The organism is Bradyrhizobium yuanmingense (assembly GCF_025200905.1).
In the GTDB taxonomy this organism is placed as follows: domain Bacteria; phylum Pseudomonadota; class Alphaproteobacteria; order Rhizobiales; family Xanthobacteraceae; genus Bradyrhizobium; species Bradyrhizobium yuanmingense.
Map to the genome: position 1 here is coordinate 2,983,960 of NZ_CP104173.1, position 20,267 is coordinate 3,004,226.

The following is a 20,267-nucleotide window of genomic DNA, read 5'->3' on the forward strand; positions in this document are numbered from 1 at the left end:
ACGATGGCGGACGAACCGAGACCATCCCGGAAGCTCTGGATCCTGGCGGCGGCGGCCGCGCTCGCCCTGCATCTCGGCGGTGCTGCGCTCGCGCTGGCGCATTTGCACGGCGACGACGACGGCGATGGTCTCGGCGCGGCCGGAGCCGAGTTCGCCGTCGAGATGGCTTCGCCGGAGGCTCAGGAATCCGATTTGCCGACCGGACCAAACGACTCCGCGGCACAAGAGGAGCGCCCGGAGCTTCCGGAGCAGAAGGCCGAACTGAAGGAGACAGAACTTCCTCAAGATCGACCGCAAGAGGCCGAGGATCCCGATCGCATCGTCAGCGAAAAGGTTGCGAAGAAGGAGCAGGACGACGATCCAAAGGCGGCTGCCGTTGAAACGCCCGCCATGGAGGCTGCCCCAAAGCAGGTTGATATGGCCCGGCAAACGTTCGAGGACGCAACGCGCGAGGCCGAAAAGGCCCTGGCGCCGGTGGTTGGGCTCGGCAAGGACATCCTGAAGATCACGGTGGACTGGAACAAGAAAATCAGTGCGCGTATCAAGCAGCACCAGATCAATCCGGAAGGCAGAGAGAACGCCAATCAGAAGGTCACGGTGAGTTTCGCGCTCAACCGAAAGGGAAATGTGGTCTCGGTCGACGTGATCGCGTCGTCCGGCGACGCCGCCTACGATGCAGCTGCGATCTCGATGGTTCGCAAGGCGGATCCTTTCGAGCCGCCTCCGGTTCAACTGACCGAGGAGCGTTTCGAGCGCACCCTCGAGATCAGCTTCGCCCCTGAGAAATCGAAGAAGACCGCCAACAAGAAGTCGGCTCAACGCCAGTAGAGCCGGATCCCGACATAGACCACCACCAGGCAGGCGAAGATCAGCGCCACGGGCAGGGGCCGTTTCTGGGCTCCGCTGGCCGCGCCTGTCCCGAAGAAACCAGCGCTTTTCGGCTTCGGCGCCGGGCGCCGGAAAGCGGTAACATTATCCGCTGCCGGCTCGGCCTCGCGCGGACGGACGTCGGGCGGCGTTCCAGCGCCACCCATCTCGACGTAATAGGCCTTGTAGATCGCACCGATGGTGGCCTCGGTGGCTTCGCCCTCGCTCATCTGCGCCAACAGGTTCCTGTAGCTGCTCAGGAACTCTTGGGCTTCCGGAGGCAGCGCGGACGCCCCGTTGAGCTTAGCCATCATCTTCCAGGTGGCGAAATCGGCGCGGGCGCGGGTGTCGGCGCGTCGCGCGATCAGCATATCGGCAGCTTTGACCAAGTCGGCCTCTGGCCTTTCGGCTCGTGTTCGGGTGTTCCGGTTCAACTACGCATTGCCGGTCAGGAAGAGAACAGCCTGAATCACATAACCGGTCAACGTCCGCAGTATTGCTGAAATAACATCAAGATTTAGACCTAACTGCGAGCCCGCCAGCGGCAGCAGGATCAAGAGCCCGATCAGGATCAACATACCGAACGGCTCGAGCCGGGCCAGCGGCAAGGCGAGGGCCCGCGGCAGCAGCCCGACCGCAACTCGGCCGCCGTCCAGCGGGGGGATCGGCATCATGTTGAAGACGGCCAGGATGGCGTTGATGATGAGGGCATTCTTGAGGTTGTCGGCAACCCATTTCGCCGCGCTCGCGGGCACCAGCGGCAGGGCATGGAAGGCGAGGGCGGTGGCGAGCGCCAGCAGGATGTTGGTGGCGGGTCCGGCCAGCGCTACCCAGACCATGTCGAGCCTGGGATTGTTCAGCTTGCGGAAGTTTACCGGCACCGGCTTGGCGTAGCCGAACAGGAACGGCGAATGCGCGAACAGCAGCATCGCCGGCAGGATGACGGTGCCGAACGGGTCGATATGCCTGATAGGATTGAAGCTGACGCGGCCGAGCTGCGCGGCCGTGTTGTCCCCGAGCCGGTCCGCGACGAAGGCATGCGCGGCCTCATGGAAGGTGATGGCGAGCACGAGGGGAAGCACCCACACCGACAGGTCGTACAAGGAAATGTTCACAGCTCATCCATTTCGGTTAGCTAGCGGCCTTGCAACCGTCCTGACCAAACCGGCGCAGCAACGCTTCGGCTCAACATAGGGTGGCCGGTTCCGAATTGCCACGCTGCAGATGGATGCTTCGGCCGGCCGCCGTGCAGTCGCGCAAAGTCACGCCGGGATCGTCCCGGGATATTGCACCAAGCCGTCGTCGAGCTTCACCCAGGCGAGCTTTTCCGACGCCCAGATGTGCTCGGTCGGCGCAAAGGCGTTACGATCATCGAAGGTGGCGAGCGCAACGCCCGCTAGCGTGCCGTTGCGGCGCCAGGCGAAAAGCCGCGTGCCGCAGCGCTTGCAGAACACGCGATCGATATTCTCCGAGGAGGCGTAGCGTGCAGTCTCGCCGTCGACGCTCAGCGCACGCTGGTCGAACTGCGCGCGGGCGAAATAGGGCGAACCCATCGCCTTCTGGCAGATGCGGCAATGGCAGATGCGGACGTTGAGCGGCTCGCCCTCCGCCTTGAACCGTACCGCGCCGCACAGGCAGCCGCCTTCCCGGATCATGATGTCCTCAATAGGTCGCCCGCCCACCGGAAATATCAAACACCGCGCCGGTCGAGAACGCGCAGTCCTCCGACGCGAGCCAGCTCACCATCGCGGCGAGCTCTTCCACCAGCACGAAGCGCCCCTTCGGGATCTTCGACAACATGAAGTCGATATGCTGCTGCGTCATCTGGTCGAAGATCGCGGTCTTCGCCGCCGCCGGTGTCACCGCGTTGACGAGGATGTCATGGGCGGCGAGCTCCTTGCCGAGCGACTTCGTCAGCGCGATCAGGCCGGCCTTGGACGCCGAATAATGCGCGGCGTTCGGGTTGCCTTCCTTGCCGGCGATCGAGGCGATGTTCACGATCCGCCCGTATTTCTGCTTGAGCATTTCGGGCACGATCGCCTTGGAGACGATGAAGGGGCCATCGAGGTTGATGCGCAGAACTTTCCGCCATTCCTCCAGGTCCGTCTCCCACACCGGCTTGTTGACCCCGGCGATGCCGGCGTTGTTGACGAGAATGTGTCATCTTGCCGAAGGTCTTGAGCGTCGCATCGCGTGCCTGCTCGACGGCCGCCGTGTCGGTGACGTCGACCTTGAAGACTTTCGTTTCGCCGCCGATCTCCTTTGCCGTCTTCTCGGCCAGCGCGGCGTCAAAGTCCCAGATCGCGACCTTGGCGCCGGAGGCGACGAAGCGCTCGGTGATGGCGCGGCCAAAGCCCTGCGCGCCGCCGGTGACGATAGCGATGCGGCCGTTGAGATCGATCTTGTTCATGCCGGAGGCCTTCCTGCGTCAGAGCATGTAGCCGCCGTCGACGACGAGATCGACGCCGGTGGTGAAGGCGCTCTCGTCGCTGCCGAGATAGACCGCCATCGCGGCGATCTCCTCGGCGGTGCCGAGCCGGCCCATCTTCTGGCGCGAGATGAACATCTCCTTGCCCTGCGGGCCCTGGGCTGCCGCGCGGTCGAGCATCGAAGGCGTCTCGACGGTGCCGGGACAGATCGAGTTGCAGCGGATGCCCTTGGTGATGAAGTCGAGCGCGACCGCGCGCGACAGCAGCGACACCGCCGCCTTCGACGAGCTGTAGACGTAGCGGTTCGCCGGCGGCCGCAAGGCCGCGCAGGACGAGATGTTGACGATGCTGCCGCCGCCGCCGGCGATCATGTCGGGCAGGAAGGCCTTGATGGTCCGGTGCATCGACTTGACGTTCAGGTCGAACGAGAAATCGAAATCCTCTTCCGAGCACTCCAGGATGGTGCCGTGGTGCACGAAGCCGGCGGCGTTGAGCAGGATGTCGATCTTGCCGACGCGCTTGGCGAAGGCGTTGACGTCGGCGGTGTTGCGGACGTCGAGCTTTGCGACCTCGGCGATGCCTTCCTTCGTCAGGCTCGCGATGCCGGCTTCGTTGATGTCGGTGGCGATGACGGTTGCGCCTTCACGCGCGAACGCGATGGCGCAAGCGCGCCCAATGCCTGCCGCGGCAGCCGTGACGACGGCGCGCTTTCCCTTTAGGCGGTCTGCCATGTTGTTTCTCCTGCGAATTTTCCTTCGTCATTCCGGGGCGCGCCTCTTGGCGCGAACCCGGAATCCATCGCGCCACAGCGCCGGTGGATGAATGGATTCCGGGCTCGCGACTGCGTCGCGCCCCGGAATGACCGTGTCAGTGATTGTCCCGCGCCACACCGAACGTACCGGCGACGTTCTGGTAGCGCGTGGCGAGCTCCATGCAGGCGCCGGTCGATTGCTGGCCGACGGTGTTGCGATAGATCTCCTGCCACGGCGTCTGGTTCGGCGGATGCTTGAAGCCGCCGCTGGCCTTGAGCTCGGCGTAGCGCTTCTTCAGCTCCTCGTCCGGGATCAGGATGTTGGCGCTGCCCTTGTTGAGGTCGATGCGGACCTTGTCGCCGGTCTTGAGGACGGCAAGCCCGCCATTGGCGGCCGCTTCAGGCGAGGCGTTGAGGATCGAGGGCGAGCCAGAAGTGCCGGACTGGCGACCGTCGCCGATGCAGGGCAGGGACAGGATGCCGCGTTTGATCAGCGCCGCCGGCGGCTGCATGTTCACAACCTCGGCGCCACCGGGGTAGCCGATCGGGCCGGTGCCGCGGATGAACAGCACGCAGCGCTCGTCGATGTCGAGCGAGGGATCGTCGATCCGCTCGTGATAATCCTCCGGCCCCTCGAACACGATGGCGCGGCCCTCGAAGGCATTGAGGTCCTTCGGGTTGCTGAGGTAGCGGTCGCGGAATTCCTTGGAGATCACGCTTGTCTTCATGATCGCGGAATCGAACAGATTGCCCTTCAGCACCAGGAAGCCGGCGTCCTTCACCAGCGGCTTGTCGTAAGCCCAGATCACGTCGTTGTCGGGAGCGGGCGCGTTCTTGCAGTTCTCGCCGATGCCGCGGCCGTTGACCGTGACCGCGTCCTCATGGATGCGCTTGTGCTTCATCAATTCGCGCACCACCGCGGGCACGCCGCCGGCGCGGTGAAATTCCTCGCCGAGATAGAAGCCGGCCGGCTGCATGTTGACCAGGAGCGGCACGTCGTGGCCGAACTTCTGCCAGTCCTCGATCGACAGCTCGACGCCGATATGGCGGGCGAGGGCGTTGATGTGGATCGGCGCGTTGGTCGAGCCGCCGATCGCCGAATTGATCACGATGCAGTTCTCGAACGCCTTGCGGGTCAGGATGTCGGAAGGCTTCAAATCCTCCCAGACCATCTCGACGATGCGTTTTCCGGTCTCGTAAGCGATCTGGCCGCGCTCGCGATAGGGCGCCGGGATCGCCGCGCAGCCCGGCAGCGAGAAGCCGAGCGCTTCGGCAAGCCCGTTCATGGTCGAGGCCGTCCCCATGGTGTTGCAATGGCCGACCGAGGGCGCCGAGGAGGCCACGATCTCCATGAACTCTTCATAGTCGATCTCGCCGGCCGCGAGCCGCTCGCGCGATTTCCAGACGATGGTGCCGGAGCCGGTGCGCTCGCCATTGTGCCAGCCGTTCAGCATCGGGCCGCCCGACAGCACGATCGCGGGCAGGTTCACCGTCGCCGCCGCCATCATGCAGGCCGGCGTGGTCTTGTCGCAGCCGGTGGTCAGCACCACGCCGTCGAGCGGATAGCCGTAGAGAATTTCGACGAGGCCGAGATAAGCGAGGTTACGGTCGAGCGCCGCGGTCGGTCGCTTGCCGGTCTCCTGAATGGGATGGGTCGGGAATTCCATCGCGATGCCGCCGGCCTCGCGGATGCCTTCGCGGACGCGGTGCGCGAGCTCGAGATGATGGCGGTTGCAGGGGGACAGATCGTTGCCGGTCTGGGCGATGCCGATGATCGGCTTGCCGGATTGCAGCTCGGCGCGGGTGAGGCCGTAATTCAGGTAACGCTCCATGTAGAGCGCGGTCATGCCCGGATTGTGCGGGTTGTTGAACCATTCCTGCGAGCGAAGATGGCGGCGGGTACCGTTGCTGCCGGCGGCATGCCCGTTGGTTGGTTTCTTTGTCATTGGTTTCTCCTGCAATGCAAACGCGACTACCGTCCGTCTCATGGTGTCGGCATGTGCGGTGCCCAACGGCGCGCGCGATGATCTGCCTTCCCGCTGGCGGGTCGTTTCCTCACGATTCCGATACTAGTCGTGGCTGCTTGGTAACGCTATCATTTTGTTCGCCGCGCCCGCGCCTGATACGGCTGGCCTGCTGTCCGAACGTCGCGCCGACGAGCTTTGCCGCTCGATCACCTTGAAGCCGAGATCGAGCACCGGCTGCTCCGGGCGGCGGCCCTCGATCGCGTCGATCAGCATGGTGGCGGCCGTCTTGCCCATCTCATAGCGGTTGGTGCGGACGCTGGTGAGGGTGGGGACGGCGGCGGCCATGAATTCGAGATCGTTGAAGCCGACGATCGCGATCTGCCCGGGGACTGCGATCTCCCGGCGCCGGCATTCGAACAGCACGCCGAGCGCGAGGTCGTCGTTGGCGCAGAACACCGCATCGATGTCCGGCTCGCGCGCCAGCAGATCGGTGAACAGGGCGCCGCCGAGCGTCACCGAGGTCGGCGTCGCCGTCGTGACCACCAGGCGCTGGTCGAACGATCCGGCGTCCCTCATGGCCGAGACATATCCGTCCAGCCGCCGCTGCACCCTGGGATCCATCCGCGCGCCGACGAAGCCGACCTTGCGGTGACCTTGCTCGAACAGATGCGCGATCGCCGCGCGGGCCGCATCATAGTGCGAAAAGCCGATCATCATGTCGACCGGGTCCGGGCCGATCTCCATGATCTGCACGATCGGACAGTCCGCGGCCTGAAGCATCGCGCGGGACTCCGCGGTCTGGTCGATGCCGGTGACGATCAGCCCGGCCGGCTTCTGTGCCAGAAACAGACGCAGCAACTTCTCTTCCTGGAGAATGCTGTAGCGCGTGTTGGACAACTGGATCGAGTAGCGGCTGCCTTCGGAGGCGTCATAGATGCCGCGCAGCACGTCCGAGAACACGTTGTTGGTGAGCGATGGGATCAGGACACCGATGACCTCGGTGCGTTGCGAGGCGAGGGCGCGCGCGGCAAGGTTGGGCACATAGCCGAGCTCCTTGGCGGCGCTCTCGACCCGCGTCCGCTTGGCGACCGACAGGGCCTCCGGATTGCGGAAAAAGCGCGACGCGGTAATCGGGCTGACGCCGGCGAGCTCGGCCACTTCGGCCAGCCGGATTTTGCCTGACTTGGTGCGTTTTCGACCCATTTGCTGCTCTTAACACAGTCAGTCCCGCAAACAAAGGAACGTTGACAGCGCTACCAGCAACGACTAACCAAAGACAAATTGCCAAAACCGCACAAACTACCGACAATGTTGCCCGCTAATATCGGGCCTGGTTCGGTAAAGTCCGAAAAACAAGACGGTCGCGGCGCGAGAGGCGCCGTGGACTTTCGAGGAGGGAGCTAGATGTCGTCTGTGCAAATCCGCGACGTGCGGAAATCGTTCGGCAATTTTGAAGTCCTGCACGGCGTGACGATTCCGATCGAGGACGGCCAGTTCGTCGTCCTGGTCGGCCCCTCCGGCTGCGGCAAGTCGACGCTTCTGCGCATGCTCGCCGGCCTCGAGAACATCACTTCCGGGACGATCTCGATCGGCGACCGCGTCGTCAACAATGTCCAGCCCAAGGAGCGGGACATTGCGATGGTCTTCCAGAACTACGCGCTCTATCCGCACATGACGGTCGCCGACAACATGGGCTTCTCGCTCAAGCTGCGGAATGCCAGCTCGGACGAGATCAACAAGCGCGTCAAGCGCGCCGCCGAGATCCTCGCGCTGTCGCCGCTGCTCGACCGCTATCCGCGACAGCTCTCCGGCGGTCAGCGCCAGCGCGTCGCCATGGGCCGCGCCATCGTGCGCGATCCGCAGGTGTTCCTGTTCGACGAGCCGTTGTCGAACCTGGACGCCAAGCTGCGCGTGGCCATGCGCACCGAGATCAAGGAGCTGCACCAGCGGCTGAAGACGACGACCGTCTACGTCACCCACGACCAGATCGAGGCCATGACCATGGCCGACAAGATCGTTGTCATGCATGACGGCATCGTCGAGCAGATGGGCACCCCGCTCGAGCTCTACGACAAGCCCGACAACCAGTTCGTCGCCGGCTTCATCGGCTCGCCGGCCATGAACTTCCTCAAAGGCCATGTGCGCGTCAACGGCGTTGCGAGCTTCGAAGGACCGAACGGCGTCAAGCTCCCGCTCAAGACCGCGCCCGCCAATTCCGACGGCCGTCCTGCGGTCTATGGCGTGCGACCGGAGCACTTCACCATCGCCGATGACGGCGCCGAGGCCGAGATCATCGTCGTCGAGCCGACCGGCTCGGAGACGCAGGTGTTTGCCAAGCTCGGCGGCGAGCAGGTCGTCGCGGTCTTCCGCGAGCGTCACCAGTTCAATCCGGGCGACAAGGTGCGGCTGAAGCCCGAGCCATCGCTGGTCCATCTGTTCGACGATGCGACGGGCAAACGCATGAACGCCTAACGCATCAGACGACAAGGCATAGACAACAAAAAGCATCACAGGGAGGACAACATGCAAGACTTTACCCGCCGGTCTCTGCTTCAAGGCGGCACCGCTTTGGCTGCGACCGGCATGCTGACGGGGCCGGCACTGTTCGACTTCGCCAAGGCCTGGGCGCAGAGCGCGCCTTGGAAGGCCGAACCCGGCGCCAAGCTGACGGTGATGCGCTGGAAGCGCTTCGTGCCGGCGGAGGACGATGCGTTCAACGCGATGGTGGCGGCGTTCAAGGCCGCGACCGGCACCGAGATGAACACCTTCAGCGAGTCCTTCGAGGACGTGCAGCCGAAGGCCTCGGTTGCGGCCAACACCGGCTCCGGCCTCGATCTCGCCTGGGGTCTGCACACCCTGCCGCAGCTGTTCCCGACCAAAGTGCTGAAGATGAACGATGTCGCCGATTATCTCGGCAACAAGTACGGCGGCTGGACCGATGCGGCTGCCAAGACCTGCAAGCTCGGCAACGACTGGCTCGGCATTCCCGTCGCCACCAACGGCGGTTACATGACCTACCGCAAGTCGGCGCTCGACAAGGCTGGCTTCAAGGAATTCCCGAAGGACTTTCCCGGCTTCCTCGAGATGTGCAAGGCGCTCAAGGCCAATAATACGCCGGCCGGCTTTGCGCTCGGTCACGCCTCGGGCGACGGCAATTCCTGGCTGCACTGGGTGCTGTGGGGCCACGGTGCCTACACGGTCGACCAGAACGACAAGATCGTCATCAATTCGCCGGAGACGGCGAAGGCGCTGGAATATTGCAAGGCGCTGTACGACAGCTTCATTCCGGGCACGGCGTCCTGGAACGATTCCTCCAACAACAAGGCGTACCTCGCCGGCGAGCTCTATTGCACGGCGAACGGCATCTCGATCTACGTCGCCGCCAAGACCGATGCCAGCAAGAAGGAGCTCACCGAGGACACCTATCACGCGCTCTGGCCGGTCGGTCCTGTCGGCAAGCCGACCGAGCTGCAGCTGGCGCTGCCGATCCTCGCCTTCAACTTCACCAAATATCCGAATGCGGCAAAGGCCTTCGTCGCCTTCATGCTGGAGAAGGAGAACTACGAGAAGTGGCTGGCCGGCGCGCAAGGTTATCTGACGCAGACCCTGAACGCCTATGAATCGGCGCCGATCTGGACGGCCGATCCCAAGAACGCCGTGTTCTCGCAGGCCTCCAAGCGCACGCTACCGGCGTCCGGCATCGGCACCGTCGGCGAGAAGGCGGCAACCGCGATCGCCGACTTCATCGTCGTCGACATGTTCGCCAATTACTGCACCGGCGCCAAGGATGTGAAGGGCGCGATGGCGGAAGCCGAGCGCCAGCTGAAGCGCATCTATCGCTGAACAGTCACGGAGCGGGCGGCTCTTGGGTCGCCCGCTCGTCAACATTTCGATCAGGGATATCGGGCATGGCTGATGTCGCAATTCCCCGGGCCAAGCCTCAGATGACCGAGGCTGGCGCCTGGACCCAGCTCAAATACAATCGCAACTGGCTCGGCTTCTGGTTCATGGTGCCGGCCATGGTGTTCCTGATCTTCTTCCTGGCCTATCCGCTTGGGCTGGGCATCTGGCTGTCCTTCACGGACACGCGCATCGGCAGGGTCGGACAGTTCATCGCCTTCGAGAACTACGAGTGGCTGTGGGACGATTCCATCTTCTGGCTGTCGGTGTTCAATACGCTGCTCTACACCTTCGTCGCCAGCGCCTTCAAATTCGGCATCGGCCTCTACCTTGCGCTGCTGCTCAACGAGCACATGCCCTTCAAGGCGATGCTGCGCGCGATGGTGCTCATCCCCTTCATCGTTCCGACGGTGCTCTCCGCGCTCGCTTTCTGGTGGATCTTCGACTCGCAATTCTCGATCATCTCCTGGTCGCTGAAGCATCTCGGGATCATCAACCAAAACATCAACTTCCTCGGCGACACGACCTGGGCACGCATTTGCGTGATCTTCGCCAATATCTGGCGCGGCGTGCCGTTCGTCGCGATCACGCTGCTCGCAGGCCTCCAGACCGTCTCGCCGTCGCTCTATGAAGCCGCGACGCTCGACGGCGCCACGCGCTGGCAGAATTTCCGCTACATCACCTATCCGCTCTTGACGCCGATCATCGCCGTCGTGATGACCTTCTCGGTGCTGTTCACCTTCACCGATTTCCAGCTGATCTGGGCGATGACGCGTGGCGGCCCCGTCAACGCCACTCATCTGATGGCGACCCTGTCCTATCAGCGTGCGATCATCGCCGGGCAGCTCGGCGAGGGGGCCGCGATCTCCAGCGCGATGATTCCGTTCCTGCTCGCCGCGATCATGGTGTCCTGGTTCGGATTGCAGCGCCGCAAGTGGCAGCAGGGAGAAAACAATGACTGATCTCCCCACCTCGCGGATCGATCTCAAGGCCGTCCTGCATAGCTCGGCTCCGACAGTCGCGAAGGATGATCACAGCGAGGGCATGAGCTATCTGCAGTCGGTGCCGCGCAGGCTGGTGACGCTGTATCTGCCGCTCGCGATCATCGTCGTCGTCCTGCTGTTCCCATTCTACTGGATGGCGCTGACCTCGGTGAAACCCGACGAGCAGCTGCTCGACCTCGACAAGTACAATCCGTTCTGGACCTGGAATCCGACCTTCAAGCACTTCCACAAGCTGCTGTTCGAGAGCTACTATCCGTACTGGCTCTGGAACACGATGTATGTGGCGATCTGCGCCACGGTGCTCTCGATCATCGCCTCGGTGTTCGCCGCCTACGCCATCGTGCGCTTGCGTTACAAGGGCGCCAATCTCGTCGGCGGGCTGATCTTCCTCGCCTATCTGGTGCCGCCGTCGATCCTGTTCATTCCGCTCGCCACGGTCGTGTATCAGTACGGCCTGTTCGATTCGCCGCTGGCGCTGATCCTGACCTATCCGACCATCCTGATCCCGTTCTCGACCTGGCTGTTGATGGGCTATTTCAAGACCATCCCCTTCGAGCTCGAGGAATGCGCTCTGATCGACGGGGCGAGCCGCTGGCAGATCCTGATCAAGATCGTCGTGCCGCTGGCCATTCCCGGCCTGATCTCGGCCTTCATCTTCTGCTTCACGCTGTGCTGGAACGAGTTCATCTACGCCCTGACCTTCCTGCAATCGACCAGCAACAAGACGGTGCCGGTCGCGATCGTGAACGAGTTCGTGGACGGTGACATCTACCGCTGGGGCTCGCTGATGGCGGGCGCGCTGGCCGGCTCGCTGCCGCTCGTGATCCTTTACGCCTTCTTCGTGGAGCATTATGTGTCGGCGATGACCGGCGCCGTGAAGGAATGATCGCGGGGCTTGCCGAGGGCGCGCCAATGGTTTCAAGAGCGGCGCGCTCCGGCCAATAAGTCCGGCCAATAAGGAGGAGTTGAGCTCTTGCACATTCTGGTTCTCGGCGCCGCCGGCATGGTCGGCCGCAAGCTCTGTGAACGGCTGCTGCGCGACGGCCGGCTCGGCAAGAGCGATATCACCAAGCTGACCATGCATGACGTGGTCGAGCCGAAGAAGCCGGAGCAGGCCGGTTTTGCCGTCGAGACCGTCTCGGGCGATTTCGCAGTCCCCGGTGCCGCCGAGAAACTGATCGCAGGTCGCCCCGACGTGATCTTCCATCTCGCCGCGATCGTCTCCGGCGAGGCCGAGCTCGACTTCGACAAGGGCTATCGCATCAATCTCGACGGCACGCGGATGCTGCTCGATGCGATCCGCCTTGCGGGCGGCGGCTACAAGCCGCGCGTGGTGTTCACGTCCTCGATCGCAGTGTTCGGCGCGCCGTTTCCCGATGCGATCGGCGACGAGTTCTTCCATACCCCGCTGCTCAGCTACGGCACGCAGAAGGCGATCGGCGAACTTCTGCTCGCCGATTATTCCCGCCGCGGCTTCCTCGACGGCATCGGCATCCGCCTGCCGACCATCTGCATCCGGCCGGGCCTGCCCAACAAGGCGGCATCCGGCTTCTTCTCCAACATTCTGCGCGAACCGCTCGCCGGCAAGGAAGCGATCCTCCCGGTCTCCGAGGACGTCCGCCACTGGCACGCGACGCCTCGCTCGGCCGTCGGTTTCCTGCTTCACGCCGGCACCATGGATCTCGCCACTGTCGGCCCGCGCCGCAACCTGACCATGCCGGGCCTGTCGGCCACGGTCGGCGAGCAGATCGCCGCCTTGAAGCGGGTCGCGGGCGAGAAGGTCGCCGCGCGCATCAAGCGCGAGCCCGATCCCTTCATCGTCGGCATCGTCGGCGGCTGGCCGCGCAATTTCGATGCCAGGCGGTCGCGCGAACTCGGCTTCACCACCGCCGAGAAGACGTTCGACGATATCATCCGCATTCACATCGAAGACGAGCTCGGCGGCAATTTCGTCGCCTGAGCTCGGACTGAGCGGGCCCTGATGATGGCGAGCGTTGCTTGCATCGGCGAATGCATGGTCGAGCTGCGGCAGGCCCAGGGCGGCGCGTCCGCCGGGCAGGGGCAGGGCGGTGGCCTGTACTCACGCGGCTTCGGCGGCGACACCCTCAACACGGCGGTGTATCTGGCGCGGCTGGACGTCAAGGTCGATTATCTCACCGCGCTCGGCGATGACGCCCTGAGCGACGAGATGGTCGCGGCCTGGAATGCGGAAGGCGTCGGCACGCGGCGTGTCGTGCGGCTCGCGGGCAAGCTGCCCGGCCTCTACATGATCCAGACGGATGCGGAGGGCGAGCGCCAGTTCTTCCATTGGCGCGACAGTGCGGCCGCGCGCCAGCTGATGAGCCTGCCGGAGACGGACGAGCTGCTCAACTCGCTGATGAGCTACGACGTCGTCTATCTCTCTGCGATCACGCTCTCGATCTACGACGCGGCCGGACGCGAGCGCCTGTTCGGCGCCATCAAGCGCGCGCGCCTGCTCGGCACTCGCTTCGTGTTCGACACCAATTTCCGCGCGCGCGGCTGGCCGGACCGCGATATCGCGCGGGAGGTGTTTGCGACCGCCTTCGCGGCCGCCGACATCGTGCTGACCTCGACCGAGGATCTGCTCGCGCTCCATCCCGGCGAAAGTCACGACCAGCTGATGGCGCGCATCCCAACCCCGGAACTGGTGTTCCGTCTGCCCGAGCCGGTGAGCCTGTTGCGCTACCCCGGCGGCGCCAGCGAGGTCCGCGCCGAGCCCATGACCAAGCCCGTGGTCGATACCACCGCCGCCGGCGACAGCTTCGCCGCGGCCTATATCGCGGCCCGACTTGCCGGCGCCGAGCCGGCCGAGGCGGCCCTATCAGGACATCGGCTCGCCAGCCTCGTGATCTGCTATCCCGGCGCCATCATTCCGGGCTATGCCATGCCGCCGAAGAAGCGGCACCGGCCGGCGGCGTCCCGCTAGGCCAACAATCAGACAGCGACCAAATGAATCGAGACCCATGACCACGGCTGCCCAACAGAACCACCTCGTCGCGCTGTTCAAGGCTGCGACCGTCATTCCCGTCCTCACCATCGAGCGCATCCAGGATGCGGTGCCGCTGGCGCGCGCGCTGGTTGCCGGCGGGGTCCGCACGCTGGAGGTGACCTTGCGCACCCCCGTTGCGATCGAGGCGGCGCGCGCGATGATGACCGAGGTCCCCGAGGCGGTCGTGGGTATCGGCACCATTCTCAACCCGTCCGACTTCAGCCGGGTCGAGAAGCTCGGCGTCGCGTTCGGCATCAGCCCGGGCCTGACCCCCGATCTGCTCAAGGCCGCGACCGACAGCTCATTGCCGTTCGCGCCGGGGATTGCCACGGCCTCGGAACTGATGATGGCGCTGTCCTACGGTTTCGACGTCGCAAAGTTCTTCCCGGCGGAGCAGGCCGGCGGCATCAAGGGTCTGCGCGCCCTCGGCGGGCCGTTCCCGAACGTGCGGTTCTGCCCGACCGGCGGGGTGGGCGAGGCCAATGCCGCGACCTGGCTGGCTGAACCCAATGTCGTTGCGGTCGGCGGGTCCTGGCTGTGCCCGACGGCGGAAATCCGGGCCGGGAACTGGGCCGGCATAACTGCCATCTGCGAGCGGACCCTCAAGGCGCTGAAAGGCGCGTGAAGTCTTGCCATCCCTGGGCTAAGACTTAGCTCAGGACAAGACCTCAGGGAGAGACGAACATGACCGCCAGCATCGTCGGATGGGCGCATACGCCGTTCGGCAAGTTCGACACCGAAACCGTCGAAAGCCTCGTCACCCGCGTCGCCAATGAGGCGCTGGCGGATGCCGGCATCTCGGCCGGTGATGTCGACGAGATCGTGCTCGGCCATTTCAACGCCGGCTTCTCGCCACAGGATTTCACGGCGTCGCTGGTACTGCAGGCCGATCCCAAGCTGCGCTTCAAGCCGGCGACCCGTGTCGAGAACGCCTGCGCCACGGGATCTGCCGCCGTGCATCAGGGCCTGCGCGCGATTGCCGCAGGGGCGGCCAAGATTGTGCTGGTCGTCGGCGTCGAGCAGATGACACGCACGCCGAGCGCCGAGATCGGCAAGAACCTGCTCAAGGCTTCCTACCTCCCTGAGGACGGCGACACGGTCGGCGGTTTCGCCGGCGTGTTCGGCAAGATCGCCAGCTCCTACTTCCAGAAATACGGCGACCAGTCCGATGCGCTGGCGCTGATCGCGGCCAAGAACCACAAGAACGGCGTCGCCAATCCCTTCGCCCAGATGCGCAAGGACTTCGGCTTCGACTTCTGCCGCGCCGAGAGCGAGAAGAACCCCTATGTCGCCGGCCCGCTGAAGCGGACGGACTGCTCGCTGGTCTCCGACGGCGCCGCTGCGCTGGTGCTGGCCGATGCCGAGACGGCCAAGGGCATGACCAAGTCGATCGGCTTCCGCGCCACTGCGCACGCCCAGGACTTCCTGCCGATGAGTAAGCGCGACATCCTGCAGTTCGAGGGCTGCACGGTCGCCTGGCAGCGGGCGCTGGAGAAGGCCGGTGTCACGCTGTCCGATCTCTCCTTCGTCGAGACCCATGACTGCTTCACCGTCGCCGAGCTGATCGAGTACGAAGCGATGGGTCTGACGCCGAAGGGGCAGGGCGCCCGCGCCATCAAAGAAGGCTGGACGCTCAAGGACGGCAAGCTGCCGGTCAATCCGTCCGGCGGCCTCAAGGCCAAGGGCCATCCGATCGGTGCCACCGGCGTCTCAATGCATGTGATGACCGCGATGCAGCTCGCGGGCCAGGCGCCCGAGGGCATGCAGCTCAAGAACGCCAAGCTCGGCGGCATCTTCAACATGGGTGGTGCGGCCGTCGCCAACTACGTCTCCGTCCTGGAGCCGCTGAAGTAGTTTGATCCTGTAGGGTGGGCAAAGGCGCCATACGCCATGCCCGCCTTATTTCTTTGCGTTAGATCATGGTGGGCTCGCGCGGCCCCCCTTAATGCTCTGATTGATTTTGCGGGAAATGCATCATGAGCACTAACTACGAAGATTCACTGTCGATGGACGCACTCAACGATCGTATCGCGATCCTCGAAGACAATATCCGCCAGCTCATCGAGCAGGCCGCTGCCGCCTCCGGCGAGCAGAACGAGTCGCGCATCGCCGACCGGATCAATCAGCAGAATGACGAACTCGACCGGCTCCTGAAGATCCGGGAATCCCGTCAGAAGAAATAGCGGCCGACGTCGCCCCGCGGCGCATGCCGCCATACGCCGCCCGCCCTTGCGCGAGCGGCGGCACTGCCGTTAGCTGGACCGAAATCGCGTGGGCAGTTGGGCTCGGCGCAATCGGGAGCGAACGATGGGGCCGCTGAAAGGCATCAAGGTCGTCGACATGACCACCGTGCTGATGGGCCCTTATGCGACCCAAATGCTCGGCGATTACGGTGCCGACGTCGTCAAGGTGGAATCGCTGGACGGCGACGTCACCCGCCTGATCGGCCCGATGCGTCACGCCGGCATGGGGCCGGTGTTTCTCAACACCAACCGCAGCAAGCGCTCGATCTGTCTCGATCTGAAGAAGGCTGCGGGGCGCGAAGCCGTGCTGCGGCTTTTGAAGGACGCCGACGTCCTGGTCTACAACGTCCGCCCGCAGGCGATGGCGCGGCTTCAGCTCGGCTACGACGTCGTCTCCGCCATCAACCCGCGCCTGGTCTATGCCGGCGTGTTCGGCTTCGGCCAGGACGGGCCCTATGCCGCAAAACCCGCTTACGACGACCTGATCCAGGGCGCCACGGCGCTGCCGGCGCTGATGGCGCAGACCGGCGACGGCGTGCCGCGCTACGTGCCGAATGCGCTCGTCGACCGTATCGTCGGCCTCACCGCGGTCGGCGCGATCTGCGCCAGCCTCGTGCACCGCGACCGCACCGGCCGCGGCCAGCGTCTGGACATTCCGATGTTCGAGACCATGGCCGGCTTCGTCATGGGCGACCACATGGGCGGGCTCACGTTCGAGCCGCCGCTCGACAAGGGCGGCTATGCCCGCCATCTCTCGCGCGACCGCAGGCCCTACAAGACCTCGGACGGCTATCTCAGCGTCATCGTCTACAACGACAAGCAGTGGGAGAACTTCTTCAAGGCCACGGGGCGCGACGACCTGCGCGCCGATCCCAAATTTTCAACCTTCGCCGGCCGGGCCGCCAATATCAATGTGGTGTATGCCGAGCTCGCCCGCATCTTCGAGACGCGGACCACGGCGGAATGGATCGACCTGCTGACGAAAGCCGACGTGCCTGTCATGCCGATGCACGATCTCGCCTCGATCCTGCACGATGAGCATCTGGAGGCGACCGGCTTTTTCCCGGTGGTGACCCATCCGACCGAAGGTCCGATCCGCAGCATGAAAGTGACGGCGACCTGGTCCGAGACCGAAGCCGAGCCGGTACGCCTGGCGCCGCGGCTCAACGAGCACGGCGCCGAGATTTTGCGCGAGATCGGCTATTCCGCTGACGAGATCGCAGCCATGGTGCGCGACGGCGTCACGCGTGACGCACTGGAGTAGGGGGAGTGGAGATGACCACGCTTCTCTCATCCGTCATTCCGGGGCGCGCCCACTTGGGCGCGAGCCCGGAATCCATTCATCCTCCGCACATGCCGTTCGATGGATTCCGGGCTCGCGACTTCGTCGCGCCCCGGAATGACGGTGGAGAAATGGCACCATGAGCTTCATCACCGGCGTCGGCCTCACGTCGTTCGGCAAGCACGAGGGCTCGTCCTCGCTCGACCTGATGAGCGAGGCCGCGCAAGCCGCGCTCGACGATGCCGGCCTCGAGCGCACCGAGATCGACGGCATCCTTTGCGGCTACTCCACCGTCTCCCCGCACATCATGCTCGCCACCGTCTTCGCCGAGCATTTTGGTATCCGCCCGTCTTACGCCCATGCCGTCCAGGTCGGCGGCGCCACGGGTCTTGCGATGACGATGCTTGCACATCATCTCGTCGCGTCAGGTGTCTGCCGGAACGTTCTGGTGGTCGCTGGCGAGAACCGGCTCACCGGGCAGAGCCGCGATGCCTCGATCCAGGCGCTGGCGCAGGTCGGCCATCCCGACTACGAGGTGCCGTTAGGACCGACCATTCCCGCTTATTACGGCCTCGTTGCCGGCAGGTACATGCACGAATACGGCGTGACCGAAGAGGATCTCGCCGAATTCGCGGTGCTGATGCGTGCCCACGCCTGCACCCATCCCGGCGCGCAATTCCACGATCCCATCAATGTCGCCGACGTCATGGCCTCCAAGCCAGTGGCGCTGCCGCTCAAACTGCTCGATTGCTGCCCGGTCTCCGACGGCGGCGCGGCGTTCGTTGTCAGCCGCGAGCGAACCGGGGAAGCGGGCGTGCGCATCCGCGGCTGCGCCCAGGCCCACACGCATCAGCATGTCACGGCAGCGCCCGCCCTCAGCGAGCTTGGCGCCGAGATCTCCATCGCGCGTGCAAAGGCGGCCACGGGTCTCGCGATCTCCGACGTGCGCTACGCCGCGATCTATGACAGCTTTACGATCACGCTCGCGATGCTGCTGGAAGACCTCGGTCTCGCCGGCCGCGGCGAGGCGGCCGCGCGCGTGCGCGCCGGCCATTTCAGCCGTGACGGCGCGATGCCGCTGAATACCCATGGCGGCCTGCTCAGTTACGGCCATTGCGGCGTCGGCGGCGCCATGGCGCATCTCGTCGAGGCGCATTTGCAGATGACGGGGCGGGCGGCCACCCGCCAGGTCCGCGACGCCTCGATTGCACTGCTGCACGGCGATGGCGGCGTGCTGTCGTCTCACGTCAGCATGTTCCTGGAGCGGGTGCGATGAGTGAGCGTCTGGCGGACTGGACCAAGGGTGAAGAGGCCATCACCTACCAGGCCTGCACCGCATGCGGGCATGTACAGTATTTTCATCGGGCCTTCTGCGCAGCTTGTGGCGAATCGGACCCGCGCGAGCAGCGCGCCAGCGGCAAGGGCAGGGTGTATGCGACCTCGTTGGTCTGCCGCGCGGCAACGCCCGAGACGCGCGCGCACGTGCCCTACAACATCCTGCTGGTCGATTGCGCCGAGGGATTTCGCATGATGGCCCACGGCGAGAATGACCTCGCCATCGGCGATTCGGTCATTGCGAGCTTCAAGCCCTTTGCCGGCAAGCTGGTGCCGTTCTTTGCCAAAACCAAATAGGGAAACGCGAATGTAGCCCGGATGGAGCGCAGCGAAATCCGGGATTCGCACCTCGCGGACAGACTTCCCGGATTGCGCTGCGCTTCATCCGGGCTACACGCCAACGAGGGATCCGTCATTCGGGGGCGGTCATGTGACCGAGCCTGGAACGGGAATTCTGGGCTTGGCTTGTGCGAGAGCCACCCCGGAATGACGAAAACGCTGAGCGCCTGATCCGGAAAAGTGTGAAGCGGTTTTCCGAAAAGATCATGCGCAATCGAAATACTCTAACGCCCGTAGAACAAGATGCTGGCGATGACGAGCATCGCCGTCACCGCCAGCATATGCGCGAGCGCTCCCGAGGCTGCCCCCTTGGTGGCTTCCTTCATGCCGTTTTCTCCCTAGACTTGGGCATGACTCATCGTTGCGCGGTGAGCGCATACGACGGCCAATTGTTTTTACTCGGAACACCCCTTGCGAGTATCCGCCGCGATTTGTCCCCCCGCGGCGAATATCGACTGTGCCAGGGTCGATCAGCAATGCGGCGGCAATTTGACTCGATGATGTTGCTCGTGCGTCCCCACGCGAATAGAGTCTTCGGGAACCTTCGCCAATGGCGACAAAAAGCATCAAAAGATCAGGGAAACTTCAGGAAAATCATGGCCCGCATTCAGTACAGCGACCCGTCCAAGGCATCCGACCGCACCCGCGAAATCCTCGACAAGAACCGCCATGCCAACATCTTCCGGATGATGGCGCATTCGCCGAGTTACTTTGAGCAGTATTGCCGCCTCGGCGGCGCAATCAGGCACAAGGGCGAGCTCGACCCCATCGTGCGCGAGCTTGCGATCACCCGTACCGGCATCCTGTGCGAGGCACCCTATGAGATCGTCGCGCACAAGCGCATCGGGAAGAATGTCGGCGTCACCGACGAGCAGAACGAGGCGCTCGAGAACTGGCAGGCCGCATCCTGCTTCAACGAGGTGCAGCGCGCCGCGCTCGCCTTCACCGACGAGATCGTGAAGCTGACGAAGCCGACGGATGCGACCTTCAAGGCGATCGCATCGAAGCTGACGCCAGCGGCGCTGGTCGAGCTCCAGCTCTCGGTCGGCTTCTACATCATGACGTCAAAATTCCTGGAGACGTTCGAGATCGACCTCCAGCCCGTCACCGAAGTGGTGGGCTGATCCAAAGCTCGGCTTG

The 20,267-nt window shown here is 64.3% G+C and carries 20 protein-coding genes and 1 pseudogene; 14 read left to right on the plus strand and 7 right to left on the minus strand.

All coding sequences use genetic code 11. The features are described from left to right. The first annotated feature begins 3 nt into the window (after positions 1-3). Entirely contained in the window at positions 4-828 is an 825-nt protein-coding gene (locus N2605_RS13800) for a TonB family protein (RefSeq protein ID WP_036001198.1), read from the plus strand. On the opposite strand, the gene N2605_RS13805 is transcribed toward N2605_RS13800, so the two are convergent. The 7 genes and pseudogenes from N2605_RS13805 to gntR form a co-directional block, all read right to left on the minus strand. Next, positions 816-1,238 (minus strand): hypothetical protein, encoded by a 423-nt coding sequence (locus N2605_RS13805; RefSeq protein WP_036034307.1) that lies wholly within the window; start codon positions 1,236-1,238, stop codon positions 816-818. The two genes, N2605_RS13800 and N2605_RS13805, sit on opposite strands and share 13 nt — an antisense overlap. Positions 1,239-1,301: 63 nt before the next feature. Beyond that, positions 1,302-1,982, minus strand: a complete 681-nt coding sequence (locus N2605_RS13810) for a site-2 protease family protein (protein WP_036001193.1) — start codon at positions 1,980-1,982, stop codon at positions 1,302-1,304. A 147-nt stretch (positions 1,983-2,129) separates the two neighbouring features. After that, on the minus strand, positions 2,130-2,522 hold the full coding sequence (locus N2605_RS13815) for a GFA family protein (RefSeq protein WP_225155866.1): 393 nt from the start codon (positions 2,520-2,522) through the stop codon (positions 2,130-2,132). A gap of 7 nt (positions 2,523-2,529) precedes the next feature. After that, a pseudogene (locus tag N2605_RS13820) lies at positions 2,530-3,277 on the minus strand (SDR family NAD(P)-dependent oxidoreductase). An 18-nt stretch (positions 3,278-3,295) separates the two neighbouring features. Then, positions 3,296-4,027 carry an SDR family oxidoreductase gene (locus N2605_RS13825; RefSeq protein ID WP_036001186.1) on the minus strand — a complete coding sequence of 244 codons (732 nt, stop codon included), beginning with the start codon at positions 4,025-4,027 and terminating at the stop codon, positions 3,296-3,298. Positions 4,028-4,163: 136 nt separating this feature from the next. Beyond that, complete coding sequence (locus N2605_RS13830; protein ID WP_225155868.1) at positions 4,164-5,993, minus strand: IlvD/Edd family dehydratase; 1,830 nt, start codon at positions 5,991-5,993, stop codon at positions 4,164-4,166. Between the two features lie 123 nt (positions 5,994-6,116). Further along, positions 6,117-7,217: an HTH-type transcriptional regulator GntR gene (gene gntR, locus N2605_RS13835; RefSeq protein WP_057028886.1), complete on the minus strand. Its 1,101-nt coding sequence runs from the start codon at positions 7,215-7,217 to the stop codon at positions 6,117-6,119. Between the two features lie 201 nt (positions 7,218-7,418). On the opposite strand from gntR, the gene N2605_RS13840 reads away from it, so the two are divergent. The 13 genes from N2605_RS13840 to N2605_RS13900 all read left to right on the plus strand — a co-directional run bounded on the left by N2605_RS13840 (position 7,419) and on the right by N2605_RS13900 (position 20,251). Further along, on the plus strand, positions 7,419-8,486 hold the full coding sequence (locus tag N2605_RS13840; RefSeq protein ID WP_036001178.1) for an ABC transporter ATP-binding protein: 1,068 nt from the start codon (positions 7,419-7,421) through the stop codon (positions 8,484-8,486). Positions 8,487-8,537: 51 nt separating this feature from the next. After that, positions 8,538-9,857: an ABC transporter substrate-binding protein gene (locus N2605_RS13845; protein WP_036001174.1), complete on the plus strand. Its 1,320-nt coding sequence runs from the start codon at positions 8,538-8,540 to the stop codon at positions 9,855-9,857. A 101-nt stretch (positions 9,858-9,958) separates the two neighbouring features. Next, a complete protein-coding gene (locus N2605_RS13850) occupies positions 9,959-10,876 on the plus strand; it encodes a carbohydrate ABC transporter permease (RefSeq protein WP_197424462.1) in 918 nt (305 codons plus the stop codon). After that, on the plus strand, positions 10,869-11,804 hold the full coding sequence (locus tag N2605_RS13855; protein ID WP_036022472.1) for a carbohydrate ABC transporter permease: 936 nt from the start codon (positions 10,869-10,871) through the stop codon (positions 11,802-11,804). The genes N2605_RS13850 and N2605_RS13855 overlap by 8 nt, the downstream gene beginning before the upstream one ends. Before the next feature lie 87 nt (positions 11,805-11,891). After that, positions 11,892-12,878, plus strand: coding sequence for a D-erythronate dehydrogenase (gene denD / locus N2605_RS13860; RefSeq protein WP_036022474.1), 987 nt, complete (start codon positions 11,892-11,894; stop codon positions 12,876-12,878). Positions 12,879-12,902: 24 nt separating this feature from the next. Beyond that, the gene (locus N2605_RS13865; RefSeq protein WP_260347444.1) at positions 12,903-13,865 is read left to right on the plus strand and encodes a sugar kinase; all 963 of its coding nucleotides are present in this window, start codon (positions 12,903-12,905) and stop codon (positions 13,863-13,865) included. Between the two features lie 37 nt (positions 13,866-13,902). Next, positions 13,903-14,553, plus strand: a complete 651-nt coding sequence (gene eda, locus N2605_RS13870) for a bifunctional 4-hydroxy-2-oxoglutarate aldolase/2-dehydro-3-deoxy-phosphogluconate aldolase (protein ID WP_260347101.1) — start codon at positions 13,903-13,905, stop codon at positions 14,551-14,553. A gap of 59 nt (positions 14,554-14,612) precedes the next feature. Then, positions 14,613-15,782 carry an acetyl-CoA acetyltransferase gene (locus N2605_RS13875; RefSeq protein WP_027571779.1) on the plus strand — a complete coding sequence of 390 codons (1,170 nt, stop codon included), beginning with the start codon at positions 14,613-14,615 and terminating at the stop codon, positions 15,780-15,782. A gap of 122 nt (positions 15,783-15,904) precedes the next feature. Then, positions 15,905-16,111: a hypothetical protein gene (locus tag N2605_RS13880; RefSeq protein ID WP_036001140.1), complete on the plus strand. Its 207-nt coding sequence runs from the start codon at positions 15,905-15,907 to the stop codon at positions 16,109-16,111. A 124-nt stretch (positions 16,112-16,235) separates the two neighbouring features. Continuing rightward, positions 16,236-17,435 carry a CaiB/BaiF CoA transferase family protein gene (locus tag N2605_RS13885; protein WP_260347102.1) on the plus strand — a complete coding sequence of 400 codons (1,200 nt, stop codon included), beginning with the start codon at positions 16,236-16,238 and terminating at the stop codon, positions 17,433-17,435. Positions 17,436-17,592: 157 nt separating this feature from the next. After that, positions 17,593-18,729 carry a thiolase family protein gene (locus tag N2605_RS13890; protein ID WP_260347103.1) on the plus strand — a complete coding sequence of 379 codons (1,137 nt, stop codon included), beginning with the start codon at positions 17,593-17,595 and terminating at the stop codon, positions 18,727-18,729. Further along, positions 18,726-19,085, plus strand: coding sequence for a Zn-ribbon domain-containing OB-fold protein (locus N2605_RS13895; protein ID WP_225125785.1), 360 nt, complete (start codon positions 18,726-18,728; stop codon positions 19,083-19,085). The genes N2605_RS13890 and N2605_RS13895 overlap by 4 nt, the downstream gene beginning before the upstream one ends. Positions 19,086-19,723: 638 nt before the next feature. Then, positions 19,724-20,251 (plus strand): carboxymuconolactone decarboxylase family protein, encoded by a 528-nt coding sequence (locus N2605_RS13900; RefSeq protein ID WP_036001128.1) that lies wholly within the window; start codon positions 19,724-19,726, stop codon positions 20,249-20,251. Positions 20,252-20,267: the final 16 nt, after the last annotated feature.

Coding starts and splice junctions, on each gene's coding strand:
- N2605_RS13880 (WP_036001140.1), top strand. CDS start 15,905: ATGAGCACTAACTACGAAGATTCACTGTCGATGGACGCACTCAACGAT.
- N2605_RS13855 (WP_036022472.1), top strand. CDS start 10,869: ATGACTGATCTCCCCACCTCGCGGATCGATCTCAAGGCCGTCCTGCAT.
- N2605_RS13805 (WP_036034307.1), bottom strand. CDS start 1,238: ATGCTGATCGCGCGACGCGCCGACACCCGCGCCCGCGCCGATTTCGCC.
- N2605_RS13825 (WP_036001186.1), bottom strand. CDS start 4,027: ATGGCAGACCGCCTAAAGGGAAAGCGCGCCGTCGTCACGGCTGCCGCG.
- N2605_RS13875 (WP_027571779.1), top strand. CDS start 14,613: ATGACCGCCAGCATCGTCGGATGGGCGCATACGCCGTTCGGCAAGTTC.
- eda (WP_260347101.1), top strand. CDS start 13,903: ATGACCACGGCTGCCCAACAGAACCACCTCGTCGCGCTGTTCAAGGCT.
- N2605_RS13900 (WP_036001128.1), top strand. CDS start 19,724: ATGGCCCGCATTCAGTACAGCGACCCGTCCAAGGCATCCGACCGCACC.
- N2605_RS13845 (WP_036001174.1), top strand. CDS start 8,538: ATGCAAGACTTTACCCGCCGGTCTCTGCTTCAAGGCGGCACCGCTTTG.
- N2605_RS13815 (WP_225155866.1), bottom strand. CDS start 2,522: ATGATCCGGGAAGGCGGCTGCCTGTGCGGCGCGGTACGGTTCAAGGCG.
- gntR (WP_057028886.1), bottom strand. CDS start 7,217: ATGGGTCGAAAACGCACCAAGTCAGGCAAAATCCGGCTGGCCGAAGTG.
- N2605_RS13840 (WP_036001178.1), top strand. CDS start 7,419: ATGTCGTCTGTGCAAATCCGCGACGTGCGGAAATCGTTCGGCAATTTT.
- N2605_RS13865 (WP_260347444.1), top strand. CDS start 12,903: ATGGCGAGCGTTGCTTGCATCGGCGAATGCATGGTCGAGCTGCGGCAG.
- N2605_RS13830 (WP_225155868.1), bottom strand. CDS start 5,993: ATGACAAAGAAACCAACCAACGGGCATGCCGCCGGCAGCAACGGTACC.
- N2605_RS13850 (WP_197424462.1), top strand. CDS start 9,959: ATGACCGAGGCTGGCGCCTGGACCCAGCTCAAATACAATCGCAACTGG.
- N2605_RS13895 (WP_225125785.1), top strand. CDS start 18,726: ATGAGTGAGCGTCTGGCGGACTGGACCAAGGGTGAAGAGGCCATCACC.
- N2605_RS13885 (WP_260347102.1), top strand. CDS start 16,236: ATGGGGCCGCTGAAAGGCATCAAGGTCGTCGACATGACCACCGTGCTG.
- N2605_RS13800 (WP_036001198.1), top strand. CDS start 4: ATGGCGGACGAACCGAGACCATCCCGGAAGCTCTGGATCCTGGCGGCG.
- N2605_RS13890 (WP_260347103.1), top strand. CDS start 17,593: ATGAGCTTCATCACCGGCGTCGGCCTCACGTCGTTCGGCAAGCACGAG.